The 24,938-nt window shown below is 63.0% G+C and carries 17 protein-coding genes and 1 pseudogene; 10 read left to right on the top strand and 8 right to left on the bottom strand.

The features are described from left to right. Nucleotides 1–205 precede the first annotated feature (205 nt). Nucleotides 206–1,516: a surface lipoprotein assembly modifier gene (locus PKE80_RS19640; protein WP_271183961.1), complete on the top strand. Its 1,311-nt coding sequence runs from the start codon at nucleotides 206–208 to the stop codon at nucleotides 1,514–1,516. Nucleotides 1,517–1,769: 253 nt separating this feature from the next. After that, the gene (locus tag PKE80_RS19635) at nucleotides 1,770–3,317 is read left to right on the top strand and encodes a transferrin-binding protein-like solute binding protein (RefSeq protein WP_271183960.1); all 1,548 of its coding nucleotides are present in this window, start codon (nucleotides 1,770–1,772) and stop codon (nucleotides 3,315–3,317) included. A 142-nt stretch (nucleotides 3,318–3,459) separates the two neighbouring features. On the opposite strand, the gene PKE80_RS19630 is transcribed toward PKE80_RS19635, so the two are convergent. Continuing rightward, nucleotides 3,460–4,509 (bottom strand): NADP(H)-dependent aldo-keto reductase, encoded by a 1,050-nt coding sequence (locus PKE80_RS19630; RefSeq protein WP_271183959.1) that lies wholly within the window; start codon nucleotides 4,507–4,509, stop codon nucleotides 3,460–3,462. Between the two features lie 209 nt (nucleotides 4,510–4,718). On the opposite strand from PKE80_RS19630, the gene PKE80_RS19625 reads away from it, so the two are divergent. After that, nucleotides 4,719–5,555, top strand: a complete 837-nt coding sequence (locus PKE80_RS19625) for a nitroreductase family protein (protein ID WP_271183958.1) — start codon at nucleotides 4,719–4,721, stop codon at nucleotides 5,553–5,555. A 469-nt stretch (nucleotides 5,556–6,024) separates the two neighbouring features. On the opposite strand, the pseudogene PKE80_RS19620 reads toward PKE80_RS19625, so the two are convergent. After that, a pseudogene (locus PKE80_RS19620) lies at nucleotides 6,025–6,159 on the bottom strand (transposase); the annotation flags it as partial. A gap of 277 nt (nucleotides 6,160–6,436) precedes the next feature. Between PKE80_RS19620 and PKE80_RS19615 the strand changes: the two are divergent. The 5 genes from PKE80_RS19615 to PKE80_RS19595 all read left to right on the top strand — a co-directional run bounded on the left by PKE80_RS19615 (nucleotide 6,437) and on the right by PKE80_RS19595 (nucleotide 12,631). After that, on the top strand, nucleotides 6,437–7,024 hold the full coding sequence (locus PKE80_RS19615) for a TetR/AcrR family transcriptional regulator (protein ID WP_271183957.1): 588 nt from the start codon (nucleotides 6,437–6,439) through the stop codon (nucleotides 7,022–7,024). A gap of 221 nt (nucleotides 7,025–7,245) precedes the next feature. Then, complete coding sequence (locus PKE80_RS19610) at nucleotides 7,246–9,543, top strand: TonB-dependent receptor (RefSeq protein ID WP_271183956.1); 2,298 nt, start codon at nucleotides 7,246–7,248, stop codon at nucleotides 9,541–9,543. Between the two features lie 28 nt (nucleotides 9,544–9,571). After that, a complete protein-coding gene (locus tag PKE80_RS19605) occupies nucleotides 9,572–11,194 on the top strand; it encodes a GMC family oxidoreductase (protein WP_271183955.1) in 1,623 nt (540 codons plus the stop codon). Between the two features lie 32 nt (nucleotides 11,195–11,226). Then, the gene (locus PKE80_RS19600; RefSeq protein ID WP_271183954.1) at nucleotides 11,227–11,679 is read left to right on the top strand and encodes a nuclear transport factor 2 family protein; all 453 of its coding nucleotides are present in this window, start codon (nucleotides 11,227–11,229) and stop codon (nucleotides 11,677–11,679) included. Between the two features lie 76 nt (nucleotides 11,680–11,755). Next, nucleotides 11,756–12,631 carry a phytanoyl-CoA dioxygenase family protein gene (locus PKE80_RS19595; RefSeq protein WP_271183953.1) on the top strand — a complete coding sequence of 292 codons (876 nt, stop codon included), beginning with the start codon at nucleotides 11,756–11,758 and terminating at the stop codon, nucleotides 12,629–12,631. A gap of 223 nt (nucleotides 12,632–12,854) precedes the next feature. Here the strand turns inward: PKE80_RS19595 and PKE80_RS19590 are convergent, their stop codons facing one another. Both PKE80_RS19590 and PKE80_RS19585 read right to left on the bottom strand, forming a co-directional pair. Continuing rightward, on the bottom strand, nucleotides 12,855–14,507 hold the full coding sequence (locus PKE80_RS19590) for an FMN-binding glutamate synthase family protein (RefSeq protein ID WP_271183952.1): 1,653 nt from the start codon (nucleotides 14,505–14,507) through the stop codon (nucleotides 12,855–12,857). Next, on the bottom strand, nucleotides 14,504–16,213 hold the full coding sequence (locus PKE80_RS19585; protein WP_271184018.1) for a thiamine pyrophosphate-dependent enzyme: 1,710 nt from the start codon (nucleotides 16,211–16,213) through the stop codon (nucleotides 14,504–14,506). Before PKE80_RS19585 ends, PKE80_RS19590 begins: the two co-directional genes overlap by 4 nt. Nucleotides 16,214–16,408: 195 nt before the next feature. Between PKE80_RS19585 and PKE80_RS19580 the strand changes: the two genes are divergently transcribed. Next, nucleotides 16,409–17,545 (top strand): DUF2252 family protein, encoded by a 1,137-nt coding sequence (locus PKE80_RS19580; protein WP_271183951.1) that lies wholly within the window; start codon nucleotides 16,409–16,411, stop codon nucleotides 17,543–17,545. A 358-nt stretch (nucleotides 17,546–17,903) separates the two neighbouring features. Beyond that, on the top strand, nucleotides 17,904–18,818 hold the full coding sequence (gene ppk2, locus PKE80_RS19575; RefSeq protein ID WP_271183950.1) for a polyphosphate kinase 2: 915 nt from the start codon (nucleotides 17,904–17,906) through the stop codon (nucleotides 18,816–18,818). Between the two features lie 3 nt (nucleotides 18,819–18,821). Here the strand turns inward: ppk2 and PKE80_RS19570 are convergent, their stop codons facing one another. From PKE80_RS19570 to PKE80_RS19555, 4 genes are all read right to left on the bottom strand, one after another. Then, entirely contained in the window at nucleotides 18,822–19,808 is a 987-nt protein-coding gene (locus PKE80_RS19570; RefSeq protein ID WP_271183949.1) for a CorA family divalent cation transporter, read from the bottom strand. Beyond that, entirely contained in the window at nucleotides 19,808–21,367 is a 1,560-nt protein-coding gene (locus PKE80_RS19565) for an inorganic phosphate transporter (protein WP_271184017.1), read from the bottom strand. The genes PKE80_RS19570 and PKE80_RS19565 overlap by 1 nt, the downstream gene beginning before the upstream one ends. Nucleotides 21,368–21,742: 375 nt before the next feature. Further along, a complete protein-coding gene (locus PKE80_RS19560; RefSeq protein ID WP_271183948.1) occupies nucleotides 21,743–22,555 on the bottom strand; it encodes a hypothetical protein in 813 nt (270 codons plus the stop codon). 55 nt (nucleotides 22,556–22,610) lie between these two features. Then, nucleotides 22,611–24,896 carry a TonB-dependent receptor gene (locus PKE80_RS19555; protein WP_271183947.1) on the bottom strand — a complete coding sequence of 762 codons (2,286 nt, stop codon included), beginning with the start codon at nucleotides 24,894–24,896 and terminating at the stop codon, nucleotides 22,611–22,613. Nucleotides 24,897–24,938 lie beyond the last annotated feature (42 nt).

Below are 24,938 nucleotides of genomic sequence, written 5' to 3'. Positions count from 1 at the left end.
CTTGATCGCCGATCAGGTTGAGCGGGACATCGCGATGATTGAACGCGGATGAGGCAATGCACCAGCGAGCCAGATTAAATTCCTGAAATACAAATCTGTCGCGATGTGGCCGTACTTGAAAATATGGACAAGGCTCTCGCCTCCGCGGTAAGCATCACGCAAACGGGGGTGTACCATTTCAATTCGTCGACTGCTGGTCGCAGTGATGCTGGCGGGCATCGCGACCAGCGTAGGCGCGCAGGACCAAGAGGGCCTGGCTGCGCCGGTTTCCGCGCCTGACCATCTCTCGGCCGCGCAGGTCTTTGCGCTTGCCGATAATGCGCGTGAGCGCAGTGATTTCTTCACCGCGGAGACCGCTTATCGCGCGCTGACCCAAGACCCGGACCTTGAGATTCGCACAGAGGCACGCTTTCGCCTGGGCCTGATGCTGGCCGACGATCTCAAGCGCTATGGCGATGCCGCACTCGAATTTCGTCGCATCCTCGATGACAAACCCGGCGCTGCGCGTGTGCGGTTGGAGTTGGCACGCATGCAGACGATGCTTGGTAACATGGGCGCCGCGCGCAAGGAGTTGCGCGCGGCGCAGGCGGCTGGCCTGCCTTCGGCCGTGGAACAGCTCGTGCGCTTCTATTCCCGCGCGCTCAATGCGCGAAAGCCTCTGGGCGGCTCGATTGAAGTAGCCGTTGCTCCCGACAGCAACATCAACCGGGCCACGCGATCGGATACCCTGGGCACCGTGATTGGCGATTTCACGCTCGACGACGACGCGCGCGCAAAGTCGGGCGTTGGTCTCGACCTGCAGGGACAGGGCTATTTCCGGCTGGGTATCGAACCCGGCACCGATCTGCTCGTACGTGCTTCGAGCGACACGACGCTTTACCGAAAGCCGGGCTTCAACGATATATCCGTAGCGATCCAGGCCGGACCGCAGTACACTTGGGGCGGTAACCAGCTGACCTTTTCAGCCGGTCCGTCGCGTCGCTGGTACGGGGGACACCTGTTCAGCACGACGATCGGGGGCGGCGTCAGCTGGCAGCGGTCGCTGGGAAAACGAGCGCAGGTCCGCATTGATGGGAACCTGGCCCATGTCCGCAACCGTCGCAATGCATTGCAAACCGCGGACGACTTCACGCTTTCAGCAAATATCGACCGGGCCTTCAGCGCGCGCTTTGGCGGCGGCGTGCAGGTCTTCGGCTTCCGGGAAGCCGCGCGCGACCCGGGTTACTCGCTGGCGATGGGAGGTTCCTCCGCCTACCTGTTTCGTGAACTGGGCCGCACGACGCTGGTGGGGACTGTCGCCTACAGCCACCTTGAAGCCGACGCGCGACTGTTTTTATATCCAAGCCGGCGAGTCGAAGATCGTTACAGCGCTTCGATAGCTGCGACGTTGCGGGCGCTGCATCTGGGTAGCTTCGCGCCGCTGGTCCGCTTCAAATGGGAGCGTAACCACTCTTCGATCGAGATTTACGACTACCGCCGCGTCGTCGCCGAATTTGGCGTCACGTCGGCATTCTAGGGGGAATAGGTTCGTGACTTGGACAGATACCGCACGTCTTCTTGCAACGGCCTCACTGGCGGCGCTCAGCCTAACTCTCTCGGCATGCGGCGGCGGCGATGTAAACAGCACACCGGCTCCTACGCCGACGCCCAGCCCCGCTCCCACTCCGGCGTCTCCCCCGCATGCGCTTGGTGCCGGGGCGGGCACCACTGACTTTTCGACCTCGTCCACGCATACGGCGCAGCGCCTCACGGATCAGGGCGATGTGGTCATGACCTCGTCGGCGCAGAGCGCGCCGCTGACTTTTCGCTACGATGCCGCGGCTAAAGCCTACTCGGTGTCCGGCAGCGGCGTTTCGTCGACGTTCGGCACGGCGCAATCTCTCGGTGACAGTGAGGCTGGCGATGCGCTTTTCACACGCCAGCTGGACGGCGGCCGCGAATCCCTCACATTATTCAATCCGAAGCGTATCGGCGTCGGCACACAGAGTGTTTCCCTCGGACTGTGGCAGCGCCGTACCAGCGCAAGTGATCTCCAGTTCGACGTCTTCGTCTACGGCTTTCCGACCAGGATAGCCCAGCTTCCCGTCAGCGGAAGCGCGACTTACGACATCGACTTGTTCGGCGTTGCTTCTCCGGCCGGGTACTTCCCGCGAAGCGTCATCGGTGACGGCACTTTTTCGCTCGATTTTGCCCATGGGCTTTTCGCCATGTCAGGCCAGGCAGGCGAGTATAATAACGACGTCGATTATTCGAGCTGCTGCTCCACATGGCAGGGTGCAGGATATCTTGGTGCAAACGGCGGGCTCACCGGCTATTTCAACTTCGGCGGGCGTGAAGGAAGCACCTACCGCTCTTCCATTTCCGGTGCGCTCTATGGCCCGGGAGCTGCGGAAATCGGCGGGACCATCCTTGGCAACGATGGCACGGACGCCACGTTCACGGGCGCCTTCGCCGGCACCCGCTTGCGCGATGGCATCGACGCCAGCCTGACCGTACTTGACCAGGGTGCGCGAAAATACTCTTCGCTTCAGGGCACGTCGGTGGCATCGCAGCGAACCGGGGCAACGTCTTCGGACAGCGCAGCCTATTACCTGCCCGCGACCTTCGGCAGCGTGGAGTTCGACGCCTCTGGCGGCGTGACGCCGATGTTCCTCATCAACGACCCCCGCTTCCAGAACGTGACCTTCCTTCCGACTGACCGGATCGCCGCGCAAAGCGATAACCGCTTCGACGTGTATGAGGTTCGAAACGGCGACAACACCTATCGGCTCGAGATGTTCAAGCCCGGGACCGGCAACCCCGAGATCGCGCTGACCTACAGCAGCTTCGGGCACTGGCGCGAAGACCGCCCCATCGGCGACGCCGTCCGGCACAGCCTGTCCACCTGGTTCTCCTATGGCGCCCGCACCATCAGTGGCACATTGCCATCCACGGGGACCGCGCATTTCAGCGCCACCGTGCTGGGGTCTGGCGAACGCCTTGCCGACATGGGGCAGCTCACCTTGAAGGGTACTACCGCGATCACGATCGACTTCGCGGCCGCCAGGGTCGATGGCACTTTCAACGCAGCGGCCTGGACGGCGGCAAACGAGGCCATCAACCTTCCCTCCATGACGTTCAGCGCGACAGGCAACGCCTACGCTTTCGACACCTTGCTGTTCGATGCGCCCGGGCACAGTGACGGGTCCATTCGCGGCAGCCTCTATGGCCCCGGAGGAGAAGAAATCGGCGGCGCGTTCGAGTTCTTCACCCGGGTATCACCGGGCGGACCAGCGGACGCGGTTTACTCCGGCGCATTCTTCGGAAAACGGAAGTAGCGGGGAGCACTCTGTAGCCCTGCAGCCCGTTGAATCTGCATTCACCGACACACAGCATCAGTGATGACCTTCGCGCCTCACTCACCTTGAGCACCATTTGAGGATTTGGAGAAGACGGATGCCCTGAACCGATTCCCTGCGGTTACGGGCAAGGATCGGGATTTTCGCGGTGCACGGCATCAATGGCCGCAATTGCCTCAATGGGAAGCGTGACATCCACGCTGGCGATATCGGACTTGAGCTGATCGAGCGACGTCGCGCCGATGATCGTCGAGGTCACGAACGGGCGGCTGTTGACGAACGCCAGCGCGAACTGCGCTGGATCGATTCCGTGAGCCTGCGCGATGGCGACGTAACGGGCACTGGCCGGAGCTTGTCCCGGCAGGTCATAGCGACCGAATTGCTTGGCTACATCGCGGCGCGACCCTGCGGGTACGATGCCGCCCAGATACTTGCCGGTAAGATTGCCGCCACCCGAGGGGGAATAGGCCAACAGGCTGATAGCTTCGCGCAGAGAAAATTCCGAAAGCCCGATCTCGTAGATGCGGTTGAGCAGATTGTAGGCGTTCTGGATCGAGGCAATGCGTGGCAGCTTCTTTTCGGCGGCAAGGCGCAGGTATTCCGAAACACCCCAGGGCGTCTCGTTTGAAACCCCGAAATGGCGCACCTTGCCAGCCTTCACCAGTTCCGCCAGCGCATCGAGCGTCTCCTCGATCGGCACCGTCTCGGGCGCATCGGCGAGGGCACTGATGCCGCGCACCCCGAAAGAGGGTACCGAGCGGTCCGGCCAGTGAACCTGGTACAAGTCGACGTAATCCGTTCGCAGCCGCATGAGGCTGTCGTCGATCGCAGCGTGGATGTTACGCCGGTCGAGGCGATTGCCGCCACCGCGAAACTCACGTACTGGATCGCGCGATGGGCCTGCGACCTTGGTTGCCACGATGACGTCGTCGCGCCGACCGCGCGCGGCGAGCCAACTGCCGATGTATTCCTCGGTGCGTCCTTGCGTTTCACGGCTCACAGGGGTGACCGGATAGGCTTCGGCGGTATCGAGGAAATTGACCCCCGCGCCGATCGCATAGTCGAGCTGTGCGTGCGCCTCCGCCTCGGTGTTCTGCGAGCCCCAGGTCATCGTGCCGAGGCAGATCAGACTGACATTAAGGTCGGTACGGCCGAGTTTGCGGTATTGCATGATGGTCCTTGATCCCATGATCGATGCCGCTCTTTAGCTCGCATGCGCCCGGTGAAAAGCAAACATCGGCCGCTTGAACAAGTATCAACAGCAGATGAGCGAGACGCGATGTTTGTCTCTCCAAACTCATAGGACGATGTGCAGATTTCATACGACGCGAAAGACACAAAGTTCATATTTTTCGGCAGCAACGAACCGAAAGGATGATCATGGCTCTCGATGACCCTCGGAGTGACCCCGCACACGAAGCATTAGCGGTGCGCTACGGCGGTGCCGGCATGCCGCCAATACTTTGGAACGATACGATCGCCCGGCTCGTCGCCCACAGAAGCGTGCGCGCTTATCGCAGCGATCCCTTACCCGACGGAACCGTACCCACGCTAATCGCTGCGGCGCAGTCCGCTGCCAGTTCTTCCAACCTGCAGTTGTGGAGCGTGGTCGCGGTCAGCGATGTACATCAGCGGCAAAAACTGGCGCGGCTGGCCGGCGGCCAGGCCCACATCACCGCCGCCCCGTTGATCCTGCTGTGGGTGGCCGACCTCGCGCGCGCGCATCTGATCGCCGGCGACGAGGGAGTGTCCGTAGAGGGCCTAGCCTACCTGGAAAGCTGGACGGTGGCCGCCGTCGATGCTGCCCTGGCCGCGCAGAATGCAGTCGTTGCTGCAGAATCGCTGGGGCTTGGCACCGTCTATATCGGCGCCTTGCGCAACGAACCAGAAGCCGTCGCCGAGCTTGTCGGCCTGCCGCCCCATGCCGCAGTCGTGTTCGGGCTGGTGGTTGGGTTCGAGGACGAGGATCGCCCCGCCGCCGTCAAGCCGCGCCTTACACAGGACGCGGTCCTGCACCAAGGGCGATATCGACTCGATGATCAGCGCCCGGCGATTGCCGCCTATGACGAGGTGGCCCGCACCTTCCAGCGATCACAAGGGCAGGACCCGATCGGATGGATCAGGACCATTCTCGCTCGCAGCCGCAGCGGAGCATCGCTGAACGGTCGGCACCGTCTGCGCGAAGCCCTGAACGCGCTGGGGTTCGCGCTCAAATAACGTGGCGGACACCGAGGAGGAAAAGGCCGCAGCGATCTCACTGCGGCCTTTTCCTTTATGCTGGCCCGCGTCTATTTTCGGGCAGGCAGGACCTCACCATTAACGGGGATGCAGGTTTCCTTAGACGGGACCTTCGCATATTCGTCCGGATGCCGCTGCCCCCCAAGTCACGGATACGCGCACGCCGGCCGATATAGTCTGCGAGCAACACGCGCTTATTGGCGATAGTCGCATCTTTGGCCGCGTAGAACCTCACGCCACTTGATTATTCGCTACCGCCTACGAGCACCCGATTCTTGTCTTCCAGCACGGCTATTCCGACATAGCTGCCTCAGGGCGACCAGGTGTCGATCGCCCCGGAAGCCGGTGCCGCCTTCGCCTCGCCATTGGCAAGATAGGTCCGCACGATGCTCCTAAGGTCGATGTGCTCGCGTTCCGGCAAGCGCAGCACCAGGTCTTGGCCTGCCGAACCACGGATCGTCCATCGCACGAAGCGGTTGTACCAGGTGGTGCGCGGGCCATAAAGCTCCGGCAAATCGCGCCACGGCACGCGAGATCGCAGCACCCAGAATATCCCGTTCAGCACACGGTGGTCATCGACCTCCGCGCAGCTTAAGCCGTATCCGCGTTCACTCGAATAGAGGCAGGGCAATCATAGTCCTGATCTACCGGATCGGCATCGGGGTCACGAAACCAAGCTGTGCGGATGAAGCTTACCATCGGCAATCTTGTGAGGAGCCTTCTGGCTCCCCTCAACGATCAATTTATGGGGTCACGACCTAGTCTCCGACTGGAAATCTCAATGGTCCCAATTGCCGGGACACCTCTCGCTGGTCTATGCGCAAGACCATGCAGGTCCACCGCAAACTGGCTGATACGGCATGCCGCGCGTAGTAGACCACGACGAACGCCGTCTGCAAATCGCGCAGGTCGTGGACCAGCTGGTTTATGAGCAGGGCGTGCAGGCCGTCACGATCCGTGAAGTCGCATCCCGCGTCGGGTACAGCACCACCGTCGTTTCGCATTACTTCAGCAGCAAGCTGGAGATGCTGGTCTTCACGCACCAAGTCGCGCGGCGGATGGCCGAAGGGCTGATCGACGAGGCCGTTCGCACCAACCGCCCCCTGATCGAGACACTTGAAGAGCTGTTGCCGATCACAGAAGAGCGCTGGCGCAACTGGCACACCTGGTTCGCCTTCTGGGGCATGGCGCCGGCCGAACCCGACGTGACGCGCGAATGGCGCGAAGGCACCAGCAACGCGCACCATCTGTTCCTGCGCCTGATCAAGAGCGCCCAAGACGCGGGGCAATTCCCGGAAGCCGTCGACTGCGTTCTGGCGGCGACGCGCATCCAGATCCTGGTCAACGGGATAGCCTCGCTCGTATCCCAGGACCGAGCCGGATGGCCGGCCGAGCGCCAGAAGCAGACGCTGCGCGACCTTCTCCAGAGCGTTTTCCCGCTCCACTGAGGGCGTTTCTCACCTCTCCCATCTGAGCGCCGCTGCGACCGCTTCCCGGTGTGAGCCGCCTCGCCAAAGTGCGAGGTGCCGACCGCCGATTCTTTATGCAAATTCGTTGTACAACAAGACGACATAAAAATGTCCGCCGTATATCGGCGGCAAGCTTGGAGAATTGAGGCGCAGCAAAAGCACCTGAAAATCGGGAGCGCGCCTTAGGGAGAGGGGAGAAAATGGTCAGTTTCTTGTATACCCGCACGGCTGCGTGCGCGATTGCCGCCTGCCTGGTCACTGCCGTGCCGGTTCGCGCGCAAGACAGTTCCGCCAACACCACGCCTCACGAAGGGCTTCAGGAAATCGTCGTGACCGCGCAGAAGCGGTCCGAGAACATCCAGTCGGTGCCGATCGCGGTCACCGCCGTCACCGGCGAGGCGATCGAAAACCTCAAGGCGGTCGATCTCAAGGGCCTGCAGGGGACCATCCCCAACCTCCAGATCAACAACTTCACCAACACGCCCAACAGCGCGGTCTTCACGATCCGCGGCATCGGTGTGGTCGAGCCCGACCCGTTCGCCGGCAACACCGTGTCGATCGTGCAGGACGGCGTGCCACAGTACTTCTCGATGGGTGCGCTGCTTGACCTGTTCGACGTTGACCGGATCGAGGTGCTGCGCGGGCCGCAAGGCACGCTGTTCGGCGCCAACACCACCGGCGGCGTCGTCAACGTGATGACGCGCCAGCCCACCGGGACCTTCGGCGTTCGCGGTGAGGTGACGTACGGCAACTGGGGCCGCATGGACATCAAGGCTGCCGTGGATGCCCCCCTGATCGACGGGATTCTCGCGGGCAAGATTTCCGCGATGCACACCCAGCGCGACGGTTTCTACACCAACATCGTCGATGGCTCCGACATGGGCAGCCGCAACGTCACCGTGCTGCGCGCCTACTTGCGCTACACGCCTACCGCTGACGTGGATGTGACGCTGAGCGGCGAATACGGGCGTTCGCGCAACGGTTCGCCCGTCATCGTCAACGGATCGACGGGACCGGACTACGCCATCTACGTGCCCGCCGGGACGATGACGACGGGCCAGGTCCTGCCGATGTACGCCTCCCCCTGTGCTTCCGATACCGCGCCGTGCCGCGCGCCCAAGAAGTACTACAGCGCGCGCGACTTCGGCCCCGATCTCAGCAACATGGACAACTACCGCGCCACGCTGACCGCCAACGTCAGCAATACGCCGATCGGCGACATCACCGCGATCACCGGCTACAAGAGCTTCCATCTGGAGGAATTCACCGACAACGACGCCGTCGTCGGCCTCGGCATCGACACCTTCCGTGGCACGCGCGGCTGGCAGTTCAGCCAGGAACTGCGCACCGCTGCCGACCTCAGCGACGCGATCAAGTTCCAGGCGGGCGGCTTCTACATGAAGACGCACTACGACCACTTCAACAGCGTGCGCCTTGAAGCCTTCGCCCCGGGTCTGCGCCAGAATCTGCCGCAGGATCAGGACAACTGGTCCGGTTCGCTCTTCGCGCAGACGTATGTGGACCTGACCGACAAGCTGCGCGTGCAGGCGGGGATCCGTTACACGCACGAGACGACCGAGATGGTCGCTGGCACCGACAACTACTACAATCCCGACGGGGTCGGCCTGTACTGCACCCACGAAGGCAGCTGCGGCGACGTCCTGCTCGGCGGTTTCCGTGCCAGGGGCAAGCAGTCGTGGGACAACGTCGGCTGGAAGCTGGGCATCGACTACAAGGTCACCCCCGACACGCTGATCTACGCCTCTTGGGCGCGCGGGTTCAAGTCGGGCGGGTTCGTCGGACGGCTAGGTCAGGCATCGGACATCGGCCCGTTCAATCCGGAAAAGGTCGATACCTTCGAGGCGGGCGTGAAGACCGACTTGCTGGACCGCCGCCTGCGCCTCAATCTGGCGGGCTTCTACACCAACTACCGCGACATGCAGGTGGCGCAGAACTACATCCTGCCCGACGGCACGACGATCGGTACCTCGATCTTCAACGCCGCCAAGGCCGAGATCAAGGGCTTCGAACTCGAAGCCACCGCTCTGCCGGTCGACGGGCTGACCCTGACCGGCTCGCTCGCCTACCTCGACGCCAAGTACAAGACGTTCGACTTCCTCGACCCGAGCGGCGCCATCGTCGATCTGAGCGGGCGGCCGCTGCAGAACTCGCCGAAGTGGTCGGCATCGGCGGGGGCGACGTATGAAACCGCCGTCGGCGGCGGCGAGGCGCGGGCCAACGTGCTTTATACGTACACCGACACCAAGCTGCTGCAGGGCCTTCAGGGGCAGCCGCTGGTTCGCATCCAGCCGACGCATTTCGTCAACGCGACCTTGGGCTGGTCGCCCGATGACGGCCGCTGGACGCTGGAAGCCTGGGTGCGCAACCTTGCCAACAATCACTACGTCGAAGCGGTCACGAACAACCCCGGTTTGTTCAACCAGGTCTCCTACACGTCGCCGCGCGAGTACGGCGTGACCTTCAAGTTCGACCTGTGAAGCATCTCGCGAAAAAAGGAGCCGTGACGTGACGACGTCCTCGCAATGGGATTTCGTCATCATCGGCGCGGGTTCCGCAGGATCGGTGCTGGCCGAACGGCTGTCGCGCAATCCCGCGCACCGTGTCCTGCTGGTGGAGGCCGGCGGCGAGAATGCCTCGCTGCTGGTCGACATGCCCAAGGGTATCGCGAAGCTGGTCAACAGCCCTGACCATATCTGGGCCTACCAGATGGCCGACTTACGCTACCCGGAAAGCCAGATGCCTGAAGTCTGGATTCGCGGGCGCGGGCTGGGCGGCTCGTCCGCGATCAACGGCATGATCTGGAGCCGGGGCGAAGCGCACGACTACGACGACTGGGCGGACATGGGCTGCACCGGCTGGAACGCGGCCAGCATGACCGCAGCGTACCGGGCGCTGGAGGATCACACCCTTGGCGGCAGCGAGACGAGAGGTTCGGGCGGGCCGGTGCGGATCACGCCCGGCGACATCCGCTATCCCCTGACCGATGCGATCATTGCGGCAGGCAAGGCCATGGGGCTTAGCGAGACTGACGACCTCAACGCCACGGCGGGCGACCGGATCGGGTACTACAGCCACAACATCCGCAACGGACGGCGCGAAAGCGGCGGGCGAGTGTTCGTGTCCAGGGCTCGCAAGCGGCCGAACTTCCGGCATATGTTGCACACGCTCGCGCGTCGGGTGGTGATCGAGGACGGCCGCGTCACCGGCGTGGGACTGCAGCAGGACGGCAGACCCGAATGGGTGGAAGCGGTGCGCGGCGAGGTCATCGTATGCTGCGGCACGATCGAAAGCCCGCTGCTGCTCGAACGCTCCGGCATCGGCGACGGCGCGCGACTCAAGGCTGCCGGTATCGCCTCGCTGGTCCACAGCCCGGACGTGGGCGAGAAGATGCGCGAGCACTTGTCCTACGCCATGCCCTACCGCATGACGGCTCCTGCCGGGATCAGCCAGCAGTACCATGGCATCGGGCTGGTCAAATCGGTCCTGCGCTACGTCTTCAACCGCAGCGGCGTGATGGCGAACGGGCCGTGGGAAGTGGGCGCGTTCTGCAATGTCGCGCATCCGCAGGGGCGGACCGACCTGCAGTTGTACCTTGGCGGCTACGCCTTCGCACTCAGCGACGACAATCACCCCGTTCCGCTGGGCAAGGTCGATCGCAAGCCCGGCATCTCGGTCTACGGCCAGCTGCTCCAGCTGACCAGCGAAGGCAGCGTCCATGCGGGCTCCGCCGACCCACGGAGCAAGCCGACGATCCACCCGAACTGGCTCGACACCGAATACGACCGCAAGGCCGCGATCGCGAGCGTGCGCTACATGCGCCGCTTCATGGCCCAGCCCGCCCTTGCCGGAGTGATGGGCGCCGAACTGCTGCCCGGCGATCACGTCCAAAGCGACGAGGACATTCTCGACAGCTTCCGCCGCCTCTCCACCAGCGGCCTGCACGGCACCGGCACCTGTCGCATGGGTGGCGACGCGGCTTCGGTAGTCGACCCGCAGCTGCGGGTGCGCGGCGTCGCCGGCCTCCGCGTGGCGGACTGCTCGATCATGCCCGCGCTGGTCTCGGGCAACACCAATGCGCCCGCCATGGCGGTGGGCTGGCGAGCGGCAGACATCCTGCTTGCGCAATGACCCGGCCCTCGGCCGAACAACGGAGAAATGACATGGTTGATGGCATCGAATACCTGATCGAGAAGAACGCCCTTGAAGAGGTCGTCACGAACTATTGCGTGGCCGTGGACAAGCTCGACGACCTAGACTTCATGATGACCAACTTTACCGAGGACGCGATACTCGACCTGACCGGCCTTCACCTGCCGCGCTTCGAAGGCCACGAGCAGATCCGCGATTTCTACGCCCAGGTTTTCCAGGACATGTCGCATCACATGCATGTCCTTTCCAACTTCCGCGTCGTGAAGCTGAACGGCGACGAGGCGCAGGTCTACGCCTACATCAACGGCATGGGGCGTTCGAAAACCGGCATCGATGTGCAGGTCTACGTCTATTACGATCTCGACCTGCGCAAGGCGGACGGGACGTGGAAGATCAGCCGCTTCTACGAGGCGCCGCAACTGCTGATGCCGGAATCGGTCACGCAGGTTCACAAGAAGGACTGAGGGCACGCCGCGAGGCGCGCTGCAGGAGGATCGCAGCACGCCTCGCGAGCCGGTAAAGGAAGCCTGGAGAAGATCGATGGTGGATGTTTCGGAAGTGAAGACGAATCTGGCCGAGCGGGCAGGGTTTGCGGAGCGGTTCTTCCGCGACGGCGTGCTGATCGTGGAGAACGCGTTTTCCGAGGAGGACATGGCGTTGATCGAGGCGGCATGGCAGGGCAATTTCGACAACCCCAGCGCGCTTGCACAGCACCTCTATGCCGAAAGCGGCGGCACCTTCATCCAGTCGGTCGAGGATTCCAGCACCAAGCCTGCCTTCGCCGAGATGTTTCGCGATACCCCAATCGTCGACATCGCCCGCGACGTCTTCGGCTCAGGCGGTGTATGGTACTTCCATGATCAGCTGTTCTTCAAGCAGGGCGCGATCGACAAGCCGGTGCGCCGCACGCCCTGGCATCAGGACACGCCCTATCATCCCATCGACGGCAGCAAGTTCGTCGTGTTCTGGATTCCGCTGCAGGACATCGCGCAGGAAAACGCGCTGGAAGTAATCCGAGGCTCGCACAACCAGACGCTCTACAACGGGTCCTACTTCGACCCCAGTGACGACACGCTGCCGGTCTACGACGAAAAGGAAATGCCGCGCCTGCCGGACGTCGAGGCCGATCGTGAGGCCTGGGACATCGTGACCTGCGGCATGCGGCGCGGCGACGTGCTGATCTTCCATCCCAGCTGCCTGCATGGCGGCGGGCCTACCCCTGCCGGAGCGACGCGCCGAAGCCTGTCGCTGCGCATGCTGGGTGACGACGTGGTCCATGTGGCCCGACCGGCTCCCGCCGCGGATTCGCCGACCGCGAACAACATCGGCGACGACGAGGAGGAGCTTGTCGCCCGCATCAAGAAGCTGCCATTGGGAGCATCGGCCAGCACATTCGGCCTGACTCAGTTGGCGTAAACGCAGTATAGCCGCCCCGGCTTTGGCGCTTACTTTGAGACGCCTGTGACATCATTATCTTGCGCTGACACAATCGCATTCGCTTTACGATGATGGAAGACTCGGGCTTCGCTGGCGGTTCAGCAAAGCCGGTCGACCAAAGCAAGGTGGCGATACTGCGCGCCAAGATCAGACACGTCATCCTGAAATGCATTTTCCCAAATTCTTTCGTTGGTGGACGTAGTTATGACGCCTTCCTCCGGAAGGAATGGGGATCGGCCTGAGCCCACCATCGCGCAGTGCGGAGATCGCGAGCGCCATCGAGCAACTCGCCAGATTCGACGAAGGCGTAAAGTTCATCCATCGATCGCATCTCTACTGCGCTGATACGCTGGCGCAGGCCATCCGGTGTGAACTGATCCGGAGTGTCCAGCCCACAGGCGACCACGATGTCATGCAATGCGTCCAGCGTACTGCGCTGGAAGCGGGCGACGCGCTCGGCTTTTTCGGGAATGACGAGCGCTCGCTGTCGCGCGGGTGACTGGGTGGCAACCCCCGTGGGACAAGTGTCGGTATGGCAACGCATCGACTGGACGCAGCCGAGCGAGAACATGAAGGATCGTGCAGCGTTGCACCAATCCGCGCCAAGCGCCGCATTCATAGCGATACCGGCGCCCGAGTTCACCTTGCCAGACGCGGCAAGCTTGACCTTGCCCTTGAGATTGGTCCCAACCAGCGCGTTGCGCGCTATGATGAGACCTTCGCGCAGCGGCATGCCGACGCGGTCAGAAAGTTCCGTCGGCGCTGCACCGGTTCCACCTTCGGCACCGTCGATGACGATGAAGTCGAGCACGATGCCGGTTTCCAGCATGGCCTTCACCACCGCGAAGAGTTCATGCGGATAGCCCACGCACAGCTTGATCCCCACCGGCTTGCCACCGGAGAGATCACGCATCCTGCCTGCGAACTCTATCAGTTCAATCGGCGTGGAAAAAGCGCTGTGCCACGGCGGCGAGAGGCAGTCCTGTCCTTCGGGCACATCACGGGTTTGCGCGATCTCGTGCGTCACCTTGGGGCCGGGTAGCAGGCCGCCGTGCCCGGGCTTTGCGCCTTGGCTCAGTTTGATCTCAGTCATCTTTACCGCTTCGTGCGCAGCCCGTTCCGCAAAACGCGTACCGTCGAAGCGACCCTCACCATCCCGACAGCCAAAATAGCCCGATCCGACCTCCCAGACGATATCACCACCGTGCTTAAGGTGATAGGGCGACAGGCCGCCCTCTCCCGTATCGTGATAGAACCCGCCGATCTTCGCACCAAGATTGAGCGCCTCGATCGCGTTGGCGCCCAATGCTCCGAAGCTCATCGCCGAAATGTTGAGCCGCGAGGCTTCATAAGGTCGCGAACATTGCTCGGAGCCAACATGCACCCTAGTATCCTTGGGCGCATGGCGGGACGGCGCGATGCTGTGCGCCAGCCATTCGTACTCGTCGGAATAGACGTCGAGTTCGGTGCCGAACGGATGGGTGGAAACATCGCCCTTGGCCCGCGCGTAGACGAGGGCTCGCTCGTCGTGGCTGAAGGGGCGTCCATCCAGATCGCTTTCGACGATGTAGGCTCGTAGAAACGGACGCAGCCATTCGAACAGCCAGCGGAACCGCGCCGAGGCGGGGTAATTGCGCCGCAGCGAATGCTTTGTCTGGAACAGGTCCACCAGTGCAAGCACCAGGACCGGCAGGCTTATCGGCAGGATCCATAGCCCGGTTGGATAACGGGTGCCGACGGCGATCGATACCAGCGTTCCGGCCAGTGAGACGAGCAGGAGGAGGTTGCGGGACAGCGCATGATCACGGGTCAGCCCAGCGACGAGCCCGCCCGATCCGCTTGCACCGCCCTTCACGGCAACAGGTTGCGGATCATGCCCGCAACGTCCTTGCCTCTTCCGCCCAGCACTGCCTTGGCAGAATAGAGCGCCATGCCAGCGACTTGCCCTGCCTCGATCTTAGGGGGCATGACCAGTTCAAACCTGTCGGTGACGACGTCGAGCAATGCCGGCCCCGGAGCATCGAGCCACGCCTGCACCGCACCCTCCAGATCCTGCGCCTTTTCGACACGGCGTCCCCAGAGGCCCATGGCTTCGGCGACGCGGCCGAAATCGGGATTGAGCAGGTCGGTATAGGCATCGAGCAGGCCTTCGACTTTCTGCTCGATCTCCACGAAATCCAGCGCGCTGTTGTTGAACACCGCGACTTTGATCGGCAGTTTCTCCTGCACAGCGGTGAGCAGATCGCCCAGCATCATCGCGAGGCCGCCATCCCCCGACAGCGAGATCACCGTCCGATCTGGAAATGCCGCCTTGGCACCCAGCGCCTGCGGCATGGCGTTGGCCATCGTCCCGTGGCTGAGACTGATGACCGTGCGGTTGCTCCCGGTCGAAGCGACGTGGCGCAGGCACCAGACCATCGGCGACCCGCCGTCGGCCGTATAGATGGCGTCGGCAGGTGCGGCGCGGGAGATGACTTCGGCGAGATATTGCGGGTGGATCGCCGCACCTTTACCCACACTGGCGTGCCTGCCCTGGCGTTCTTTCATCTTCTCTCGCCTCGACAGGCAATCGTCGAGAAAAATACGATCGGACCGGGCACTCAGCCGCCCCCGAAGTGCCTTCAACGTCGCGGCAACGTCCCCCACCACACCCACGTCGACCGGGTGACGACGCCCGAGATGCGTCCCGTCAAGGTCGACTTGCATGATGGTCGCCTTCTGAGGATAGAACTGACGCCACGCGAAATCGCAGCCGAGCAACAGCAGCGTGTCGCACGACATCAGCGCGTGATAGCCCGCCTCACCGCCGAAAATCCCCGTCATCCCGACGTCAAACGGATTGTCGTACTCCAGAAAGTCCTTTGCTCGCGAGGTGTGCGCGACGGGCGCCTGTAACGTGTGCGCGAGTGCGACCACCTCGTCATGCGCCTTCTCGCACCCCGACCCTCCATAGATCGCGATCTTCTTGCCCCGCTCGAGCAAGGCAGCGATCCGGTCCAGTTCATGATCGGCGGGCACGATGACCGGATTCGCGCGATGGACAGCGAAGGCGGGCTCGTCCGGTGCCATAGCGCTGGAAATGTCGGCCGGCACGATCAGTACCGCAACCCCGCGTCTGGCCAACGCAGCCTGAGCTGCCATTGCGGTCTTGCGGCGCGCCTGCTCGGGAGTGCGGATTTCCTCGCAGAAGACGCTGCAGCTTTCGTAAATGGCGCGAAAATCGACTTCCTGCGGAAAATCGAAGCCAAGTTCGTCCCGCACGATCTGGCTGGCGATCAGGACCACCGGCGCACGATTGCGGTGAGATTCGAATAGTCCGTTTATGAAGTGAAGACTGCCCGGGCCACACGACCCGGCACAAAGCGCAAGTTCGTTCGTCAGCATAGCATCCGCCCCGGCCGCAAAGCCTCCCGCCTCCTCATGCCGGACATGAACCCAGCGAATGTCGCTTGTCCGGATCGCGTCGGTCACATGATTGAGCGTGTCACCTGGAACGCCGTAGCAGCGGCGTGCGCCAGCAGCCTGGAGCGTCTCCACGATCACTTGCGCCACTGTCGTCATATTTGTTTCCCGTATGTGTCTTTCTGGCAGGGGCAGAAACCGCCAGGGCACCGCCTGTTCCGGCTCGCTGATGCGCTTTTTCACGACTTCGTCTGCATTCGGAACACTCACACGGTATTGCTCGTTCGTGTCCTCATGAAATTCGTCGTACCGGCAGATCGCCTCACCACCCTTCACGCCCGCCGAGACCTCAAAATGGCGCGTTCTGCCCATGCTTACGTTCGAGGCAATACGGCACTCTTTTATCGCTGGCTTGCCGAGGAAGGCGGCGAACGCATCGTTCCCGAGGGGCCGGAGGTGTGGATCTGCGGCGACTGCCATCTCGGGAATCTCGGCCCGATCTCGAACGGCAACGGCAAGGTCGAGATACAGATTCGCGATCTCGATCAGGCGGTGATCGGCAACCCTGCGCACGATCTTATCCGGCTGGGCCTTTCGCTTGCTACCGCAGCGCGCGGATCAGACCTGCCGGGCGTGGTCACCGCGCGCATGATGGAAGAGATGGTCGAAGGCTACGAAGACGCCTTTGTCGACCCGGATGGCGAGGAGCAAACCGCAGATCGGGAGCCGGAGATTGTCCGCGTCGTACGCCGCCGCGCGACCGGCAGGAAGTGGAGGCATCTGGCCAAGGAGCGGCTCGACGACGTCGAGCCGAAAATTCCTCTTGGTCGCCGCTTTTGGCCACTTACCAAAGTTGAAACAACCGGCCTTCGCGACATCGTGACCCACCGGCCGGTGAGCCGCATGATCCTATCGCTCGACAGCAAGGACGAACAGCGAGCCCCGAAAATGGTAGATGCCGCCTACTGGATGAAGGGCTGCAGTTCGCTCGGTCTGATGCGGTATGCGGCAATCGTCGCGCTGGAAGGCAAGCGCGGCACGGACCACGCACTCGTCGACATAAAGGAGGCCGTCGCTCCTGTCGCGCCCATCGCACCCGGCGCCGTAATGCCGGCTGATCCGGCCGAACGGGTTCTGGCCGCAGCACGTGCCTTGTCGCCGCATCTCGGCGAACGCATGGCAACGGCACGGCTGCATGAACACTCGGTATTCGTGCGCGAACTCATGCCCCAGGATCTCAAGATCGACGTTGAGCAGTTCTCGCGGGGTGAGGCGCTCAAGGCGGCGCGCTATCTCGCCTTTGTCGTGGGCAAGGCGCATGCACGACAGATGGAGCCGGAGACTCGTCGCAGTTGGGCGCAAACCTTGCAAAGGGGGCGCTCCAGAAATCTGGATGCCCCGTCATGGCTGTGGCGCTCAGTCGTGGACCTCGCCGGAAGGCATGAAAAAGGCTATCTCGATCACTGCAGGATGCATGCATTGAACGATTGACTATCGAGACAGCACGAACCCGCTTTCAGCGGGCAATTCCGCCTCGAACCCAGCCATTCTTCGCGCTTAGATCGCCTTCTTGTAACGATCAGCAGGACATTACCGCAGGGGCCGCGACGATATCGACAGCATTGGCAAGCGCGGTTCTGGCCTTCACCCCGGATAATGAGTGCACGGGCGACTTGCCAATGGAGAAGTCGGCGATCGTAATCGACCATGGCTCCAACAAGGCAATTTCATTGCCCCGATCGGTTCTTTAGGCGCCGTAGCGGATCACCCCGTCACGCCCATGTCATTCCCGTCGATCAGGCTGCGCTGCATTGCGAAAAGTCACTTTGGGTGAAAAGGAATTTCCGGCATGTCGCTGACCGACGCTTTCGAAATGCACCGGATCAAGGACGAGATCGCCGACAGCTTCGACGAAGAGCTGGAAATGGAGATCGACGAAAGCCGACTCGAAGCCTTGATGGACGACATGGCGGACCACCCGGACCGCGCCCAGATCGAACGTCGCCTCTATTTTCGCGAACTGTTCCGCCTGCAGCACGAACTGGTGCGGTTGCAGGAATGGGTGCAGCACAAGGGACTGAAAGTCGTCGTCGTTTTCGAAGGGCGCGATTCGGCCGGAAAGGGCGGCGCGATCAAGCGCATCACCCAGCGGCTCAATCCGCGCGTATGCCGGGTCGCGGCGCTGCCTGCGCCGAACGAGCGCGAGCGCACGCAATGGTATTTCCAGCGCTATGTCCAGCACTTGCCCGGCGCCGGCGAGATCGTTCTGTTCGACCGCAGCTGGTACAACCGCGCCGGGGTGGAACGGGTGATGGGCTTCTGCACCGAGGATGAGGTGGAGGAATTCTTCCGCTCGGTGCCGGAATTCGAACGGATGCTCGTGCGCTCGGGCATCATTCTGCTGAAATACTGGTTCTCGATCACCGACGAGGAGCAGCAGTTCCGCTTCAACATGCGCATCCACGACCCGCTCAAGCAGTGGAAGCTTTCCCCCATGGACGTGGAATCACGCCGCCGCTGGGAAGACTATACCCGCGCCAAGGAAGCGATGCTGGAACGCACGCATATTCCCGAGGCCCCGTGGTGGGTGGTGGAAGCCGTCGACAAGAAACGCGCGCGGCTCAACTGCATTTCGCACCTCCTGGACCAGATTCCCTATGAGGACGTGCCACGGCCGGAAGTGGTGCTACCCGACCGCGTGCGCAACGCGGACTATATCCGCAACCCGGTTCCGCCTGAAATGATCGTACCGCAGGTCATCTGAGGGTCAACGAAAGAAGCCCCGGCTTCTCAGGAACAGGTAAGTGGCCAGCGCGGTACCTGCCGCCACTAATGTGGCCGCAAGGGTGCCGTAGGGGCCGGTGAACGGAAGGCTTCCGGTATTCATGCCGAACAGGCCCGTCACCAGCGTGGCTGGCAGCATCAATGCGGTCATGACGGAAAGCAGGTAGAGGTTCTGATTGGTTCGCTGGCTGGACTGCAGGTCGAGTTCATCGCGCAGCAGGCGCAATTGCCCCTGTACCGCCAGGGCATCGGCATCGAGGCCCTGCAATCGCTGCGAGAGCTTCTCCACTGTCGGCAGCAGGCTTTCGGGCAGGTCCTCGTCCTGCTCCAGACGGCGGAAGACCCGCTGGGTGCCTTCCAGCATGCGGTGGATCTGCGCCAGCCGCCGCCGGATGCCCAGCAGTTGCTGGCTGGTGGGCGGGCGGTGTCCCTCGAGAAAGTCATCCTCGGCAGACTGCACATCGGCTGAAAGCCGGCGTATCACCGCATCGATGTTCTGGCTGAGGCCGCTGGTGAGCAGATCAAGCGCATTGGCGGGACCGGCGATACGCACGCCGCTGTCGATGCGCTGGCGCACGATGTCGGCCGAGCCGAGGGGATGACGGCGGGCGGTAATGATCAATCCCGGCGTGACCATGACGCGCAGCGCGCCGACACGGGCGGTATCTCCAACGTCGAAATCGCGTTCCAGATCGTGCAGGATGCAGCACACCGCATCACCGTCCACCAGCGCGCGCTGGTGCGAGTCTGAGGAAAGCAACAATTCACGGGTGGAAGGCGAAAGGCCAGGCGCGTTTTCGATCCATGTGCGCGTGCCCTGATCGGCCAGGCTCAGGTGCAACCAGCGGAACTGCCCGTCGTGCGCGCTGTCACACCGGGCGACTTCATGAGCAGCCCCGTCCGCAGCAAAGTCCAGACCCCATATGAGGCCTGGACCCGCATTGAAATCGACAGGCCGGGTGTCACCCATCACAGCAGCATCGAGAATACCGCGTACAGGCCGCCCGCCAGCAGGATGGACACCGGCAGCGTCAGCACCCATGCCATCAGCATGTTACGCAGGGTGCCCATCTGCAGGCCGGACCCGTTGGCGGCCATGGTCCCCGCCACGCCGGAAGAGAGGACGTGCGTGGTCGAGACCGGCAGGCCAAGGTGGTCGGCGGCGAAGATCGTGCCCATCGCCACCAGTTCGGCAGATGCGCCCTGCGCATAGGTAAGGTGCGACTTGCCGATCTTCTCGCCCACCGTCACGACGATGCGCTTCCATCCGACCATCGTGCCGAGTCCCAGCGCAAAGGCGACCGCCACCTTGACCCAGGTGGGAATGAAGCGGGTGCCGGCATCGAGCGACTTCTTGAACCCGTCCAGCGCACCTTTGCGCCCGTCGTCGAGGCCTGCGGCCTTATCCTTGCCCAGCCGCTTGATCGCTTCGGAGGCGAGGTACATGTCGTTGCGCACGTTCTCGGTCGCAGCGGCAGGGACCTTGGCGAGCGAACCGTATTCGTCGACCTGGCGGTCGATGTTCCTGACCAGCACCGCCAGCGCAGGCACGGTTTCGGGCTTGTAGGCCTTGTCGGCGATATAGGCGGTAACGGCGCGGCGCGCCTCACCCGGACGCATGATAGGCGCATTGCCGCCGGTAAGCGCGGCATAGGCGGCGTCGGCGCCTACATGGAATTCCCGGGTGTAGCTTTCCGGCACGGCGCGGTTCAGCGCGTAAGCCGTGGGCACGGTGCCGATCAGGATCAGCATGATCAGACCCATCCCCTTCTGGCCGTCGTTCGACCCGTGCGCGAAGCTGACACCGGTACAAGTGAAGATCAGCAGCGCGCGAATCCACAGCGGCGGCGGCGCATCGCCCTTGGGTTCCTGATAGAGTTCCTCGCTGCGGACCAGCACCTTCATCGCAAGGAAAAGTAGCGCGGCAAGGCCGAAGCCGATCAAAGGGGAGACCAGCAGCGCTTGACCGATCTCGGTCGCCTTGCTCCAGTCAACGCCTGCGGTGCCGCTCTTGCCGTGCATCATCGCATTTGCCACACCCACGCCGATGATCGAGCCGATCAGCGTGTGCGAGCTGGACGAAGGGATGCCCAGCCACCAGGTGGCAAGGTTCCACAAGATGGCCGCGATCAGTAACGCGAAGACCATCGCGAAGCCGGCGCTGGAGCCGACCTGCAGGATCAACTCCACCGGCAGCAGCGATACGATCCCGAACGCCACCGCGCCGGTCGAAAGCAGCACGCCCAGGAAGTTGAAGAACCCTGACCATACCACTGCGACGTTGGCGGGCATGGCGTTGGTATAGATCACCGTGGCAACGGCATTGGCCGTATCGTGAAAGCCGTTTACGAACTCAAACCCGAGGGCGATCAGCAGGGCCAGAAACAGCAGCAGGAACGGCAACAGCGCGATCGCGCTCATGCCGGATGCACTGGCGTCCGACCAGACACTGCAGCCGACATAGACGAGGGCGGCGACGATCGCCGCGCCGAAGCCCAGCTGGCCGGCAACGCCCAGCCCCTTGTCCATTTCAGGCCGCGCATAATCGCCGACCGCAGCAGTTGCGTTCACGGAGCTTTCCCCTTCAGAATTCCTGATTTGGTTAAGGAGATTTCGTGACATCGGTGTTGCAACCCGCAACGATCCATAACAAACTTCGAAACCGGGAAAGAGACTGCCGTTCGGACATTGGAGCGGCAATCTTGAACCCACCCCTCGTAGCGATCCCGGCCGGCCCGGCGACGGCCACCTGAAAAGCGAATGACGGCTCGGCTCCTTTTCCTGCGGGTCGACGGAGAAGCGATACAGCACCGCGCCCTCTTCCCCGATCAGCCTGCGGCGCCAGCAGCGGCATGGCGCCCGTGCGGAAAGCCCTGCCCAATCACCGCATGGCAGGTCTCCCCGTCAACGGCCGCCGCCGAGTTCGGCGATGACGCGGTTGCGCGTCATGGACAACTGCGCGACGAGGTCGGTCAGCAGATAGGCATCGCGGCGGCGCGTCCATGGCTGGGCAGACTGGGGATCGTACTGAACCGGCAGCGGCACCTCGCGCGCGACGGACGCGTTCATGCCATTATCGCGAGAGACGATCACGCAGCGCTTCACATGGTCGCGGTGCCCCACGACGGCGACCTTGCCCAGCGCCTGCGCGGAACCAGCGTGGGCGACCGCCGCCTTGGCGACGCCATCGGTGCTCAGGTAGATCGTCTTGCCGTCCGCTCCCTTGGTGGGATGGATGGACACGACGTCCGTCATGCCATGCTTTTGCGTCAGGACCTGCGCGATCTCCCACTGCGCATAGACACGCACGCGCCGAGCGCGCGCGATGGCATGGACGGCTTCCGCCAGCAGCGCATTGATCGGCCCCGGCTCCGGCGTCTCCGCGCCATCGGAAAGTCCGGTGTTGGGATCGACCTTTCCGGTCTGCGACCGATAGCCGAAGCTGTAGGCGACCACGCTGTCGGCTTCGCGCAGTGGGCACGTCGGATATTCCCAGTGAAATCCCGCTTCGGTGATATGCGCGGCCAGTTGCCGTGCAACCGCCTGGTCGCCCAGTTCGCCATCCAGCGTCTTCACCATTAGGCGCTCCAGGGCTTCTATGTCGCCCCCTACGCCCGGGCCGCCAAAAGCAGCCCCCAGGGCGGAAGGGGCGAAGGCGCCCTTAGCAGCCAGCAAACCGGTCGGCGCACCGATCAGCAACGCGCGGCGTGTGGTCATGAAAGTCTCCCGTGATTGAAAGGCCGGGTCGGTCGCCCGGCCCGGCCGTCTGGCTTCAGAAGCTGACGTTGACGAAGCCGCCGACCGTCCGGCGCGCGTTGGGCGAGGTGTAGTGGAGCAGGCCAAGCACGCCGTACTGCTGCCATCCGGTCGAGAAGTACTTGTCGAACAGGTTGCGTGCGTAGACGCCGACCTCGATCGGGCGGTTGGGCAAGGTGAAGCTGAGACGGCCGTTCACCAGACCATAGCCGGACACATGCGAGTAGGCGGGCTGGCCCACGACGGTCCAGTATTCGCTGCGATAGGCATAATCCGCATGCGCCTTGAAGCCGAGGCCCGAGCCGAATTCGTGATCGTAGTCGATCGCCGCCGTACCCGACCATTCCGGCGCATTGGTCAGCCGCGAACCGGTGTAGTTGGTCGTGGCATTGTAGACGTAATTGGTGAACTTGGCGTCGGTGTAGGTCACCGCGCCCGACAGCTGCAGGCCGCGCATGGGCTGAACCACCAGGCTGCCTTCGATACCCTGGGTGCGCAGGCCGCCGGCATTGCCGATCACGGTGGCGTTGATCGTTCCGCCCGCACCATCGGGGATCTGCGTCAGGATCGTCGCCTGGAAGTCCTTGAAGTCCGAACGGAACGCATCGAGGTTGAAACGCAGGCGTCGGCCGAACCATTCGGACTTTATGCCGGCTTCCCAGGCCTTCACCGTCTCGTCCTCATAAGGCGCGTACTTGTTGCCGACGAAGGCGATGCCCGCGGGCTTGTAGCCGGTCGAATAGGTCGCGTAGAGCATGACGTTGTCCGCCACCTGATACGTGGGCGCGATGCGGAACGAGAAATTGTCGCCTTTCACACGGCCGAATTCGTAGGCGGGCGCCGCGCTCGAAGCGGTGAAGGCGGGCGTGTATCCCGCGATCGGCTCGGGGTTGATAGTGACGTAGTCGATGCTCTGCGAATTGTTGTCGTGCGTGTAACGGCCGCCCAGCGTGAGGGCGAAGCGCGGGGTGAAGTTGAACTTGAGCTGGCCGAAGGCGGCCATCGTCTCATTCACCGAGTCGAACAGCGAGGTATTGCCGTCCTCGCCGATGGCGCCCGTCAACGCGATAAGCGTGGGCAGCGGCGTACCTGCACTGTCGTAGAGCGGCTGCCCGCCGGTGGACCACTGCAGCTGCGTCTGGCGCGCATGCAGGCGGTTATAGAAGGCGCCGACCAGATATTCCACGAAGCCGCCGGTGGGCGATGCCAGATGGATTTCCTGGCTGAACTTGTCCGTATCGAGCTGGCCCAGATTGAAGGGGATATACGCATAGCGATCGTAAGGCGTCAGGCTTGCCGGCGTCCAGTTGTCGTAGCGGGTGGCACGGTAGGCGGTGATCGAGGTCAGGTCGTGATCGCCCAGCCTGGCATTGGCCCGCAGGGAAGTGCCCCATTCCTCGGTGACGATCTGGCCGAAAGATGAATCCGCCGTGTCTGCGCTCTGCGGCCCGGGATAGACGCCCAGTTCGTTGAGGATCGCGGTGACTGCCGCAGACTGGCCGGAAACGGGCGTACGAACACTGCTATCCCAGTGATAGGCATAGTCGCCCGAAAGGATCAGGTTGAAGCTGTCCGAAGGCTCCAGATAGAGCCGCGCGCGGCCGCCGTACTCGTGCTGCGAGCCGACCTTGCGGTTCAACGTCACATTGCGGCCGAAACCGTCGAAAGCCTGGTCGAAGCCGGATACGCGCAAAGCCGCGATCGGGCCGAGCGGGACGTTGGCGGTGGCGTTGAGGATACGCTCGTCATGCTCGCCGAAGCTGGCGCTGGCACGCAGGGACCACTCGTCCAGCTTGGGCTTCGTGGTGCTCACCGCGATGACGCCCGAGGTGGCGTTCTTGCCGAACAGTGTTCCTTGCGGGCCCATCAGGACGTCGACGCGGTCGATGTCAACGAGGCCGGTCAGGCCATTGGCGCGCTGACCGTCCATCACCACGTCATCGACGACGACGCTAACCGACTTGGCGTTCGAGAAGTCGAACGACGTGCTGCCGACACCGCGAATCTGGAACGCGGCGCCCTGGGTGGGATCGTACTGCACCCCCGGCATCGTGTACTGCAGGTCGGTGACCGACGTATACCCGGTCTTGGCCAGGGTCTCGCCGTCGATCGACTGGATCGCCAGCGGCACCTTCTGGCTGCTCTCCGCACGGCGCTCTGCGGTGACGGTGATCTCGGGAAGCGCGTCGTCCGCAGCGGGGGCTTCCTCGGCCTGCGCAGCGAATGCCCAGCAGGGTGCAACCGCACTGGCCAGAATCGTCGAGAGAAGGTGGATCGTACGCTTGCGCTGAATAGCAGACATGGGAGGGTTCCGTCCTGTTGACCGGGGTCTTCAGGACGCGCC

The organism is Novosphingobium resinovorum (assembly GCF_027922145.1).
Classification (GTDB): domain Bacteria; phylum Pseudomonadota; class Alphaproteobacteria; order Sphingomonadales; family Sphingomonadaceae; genus Novosphingobium; species Novosphingobium resinovorum.
This window is presented reverse-complemented; position numbering and strand designations above follow the sequence as displayed.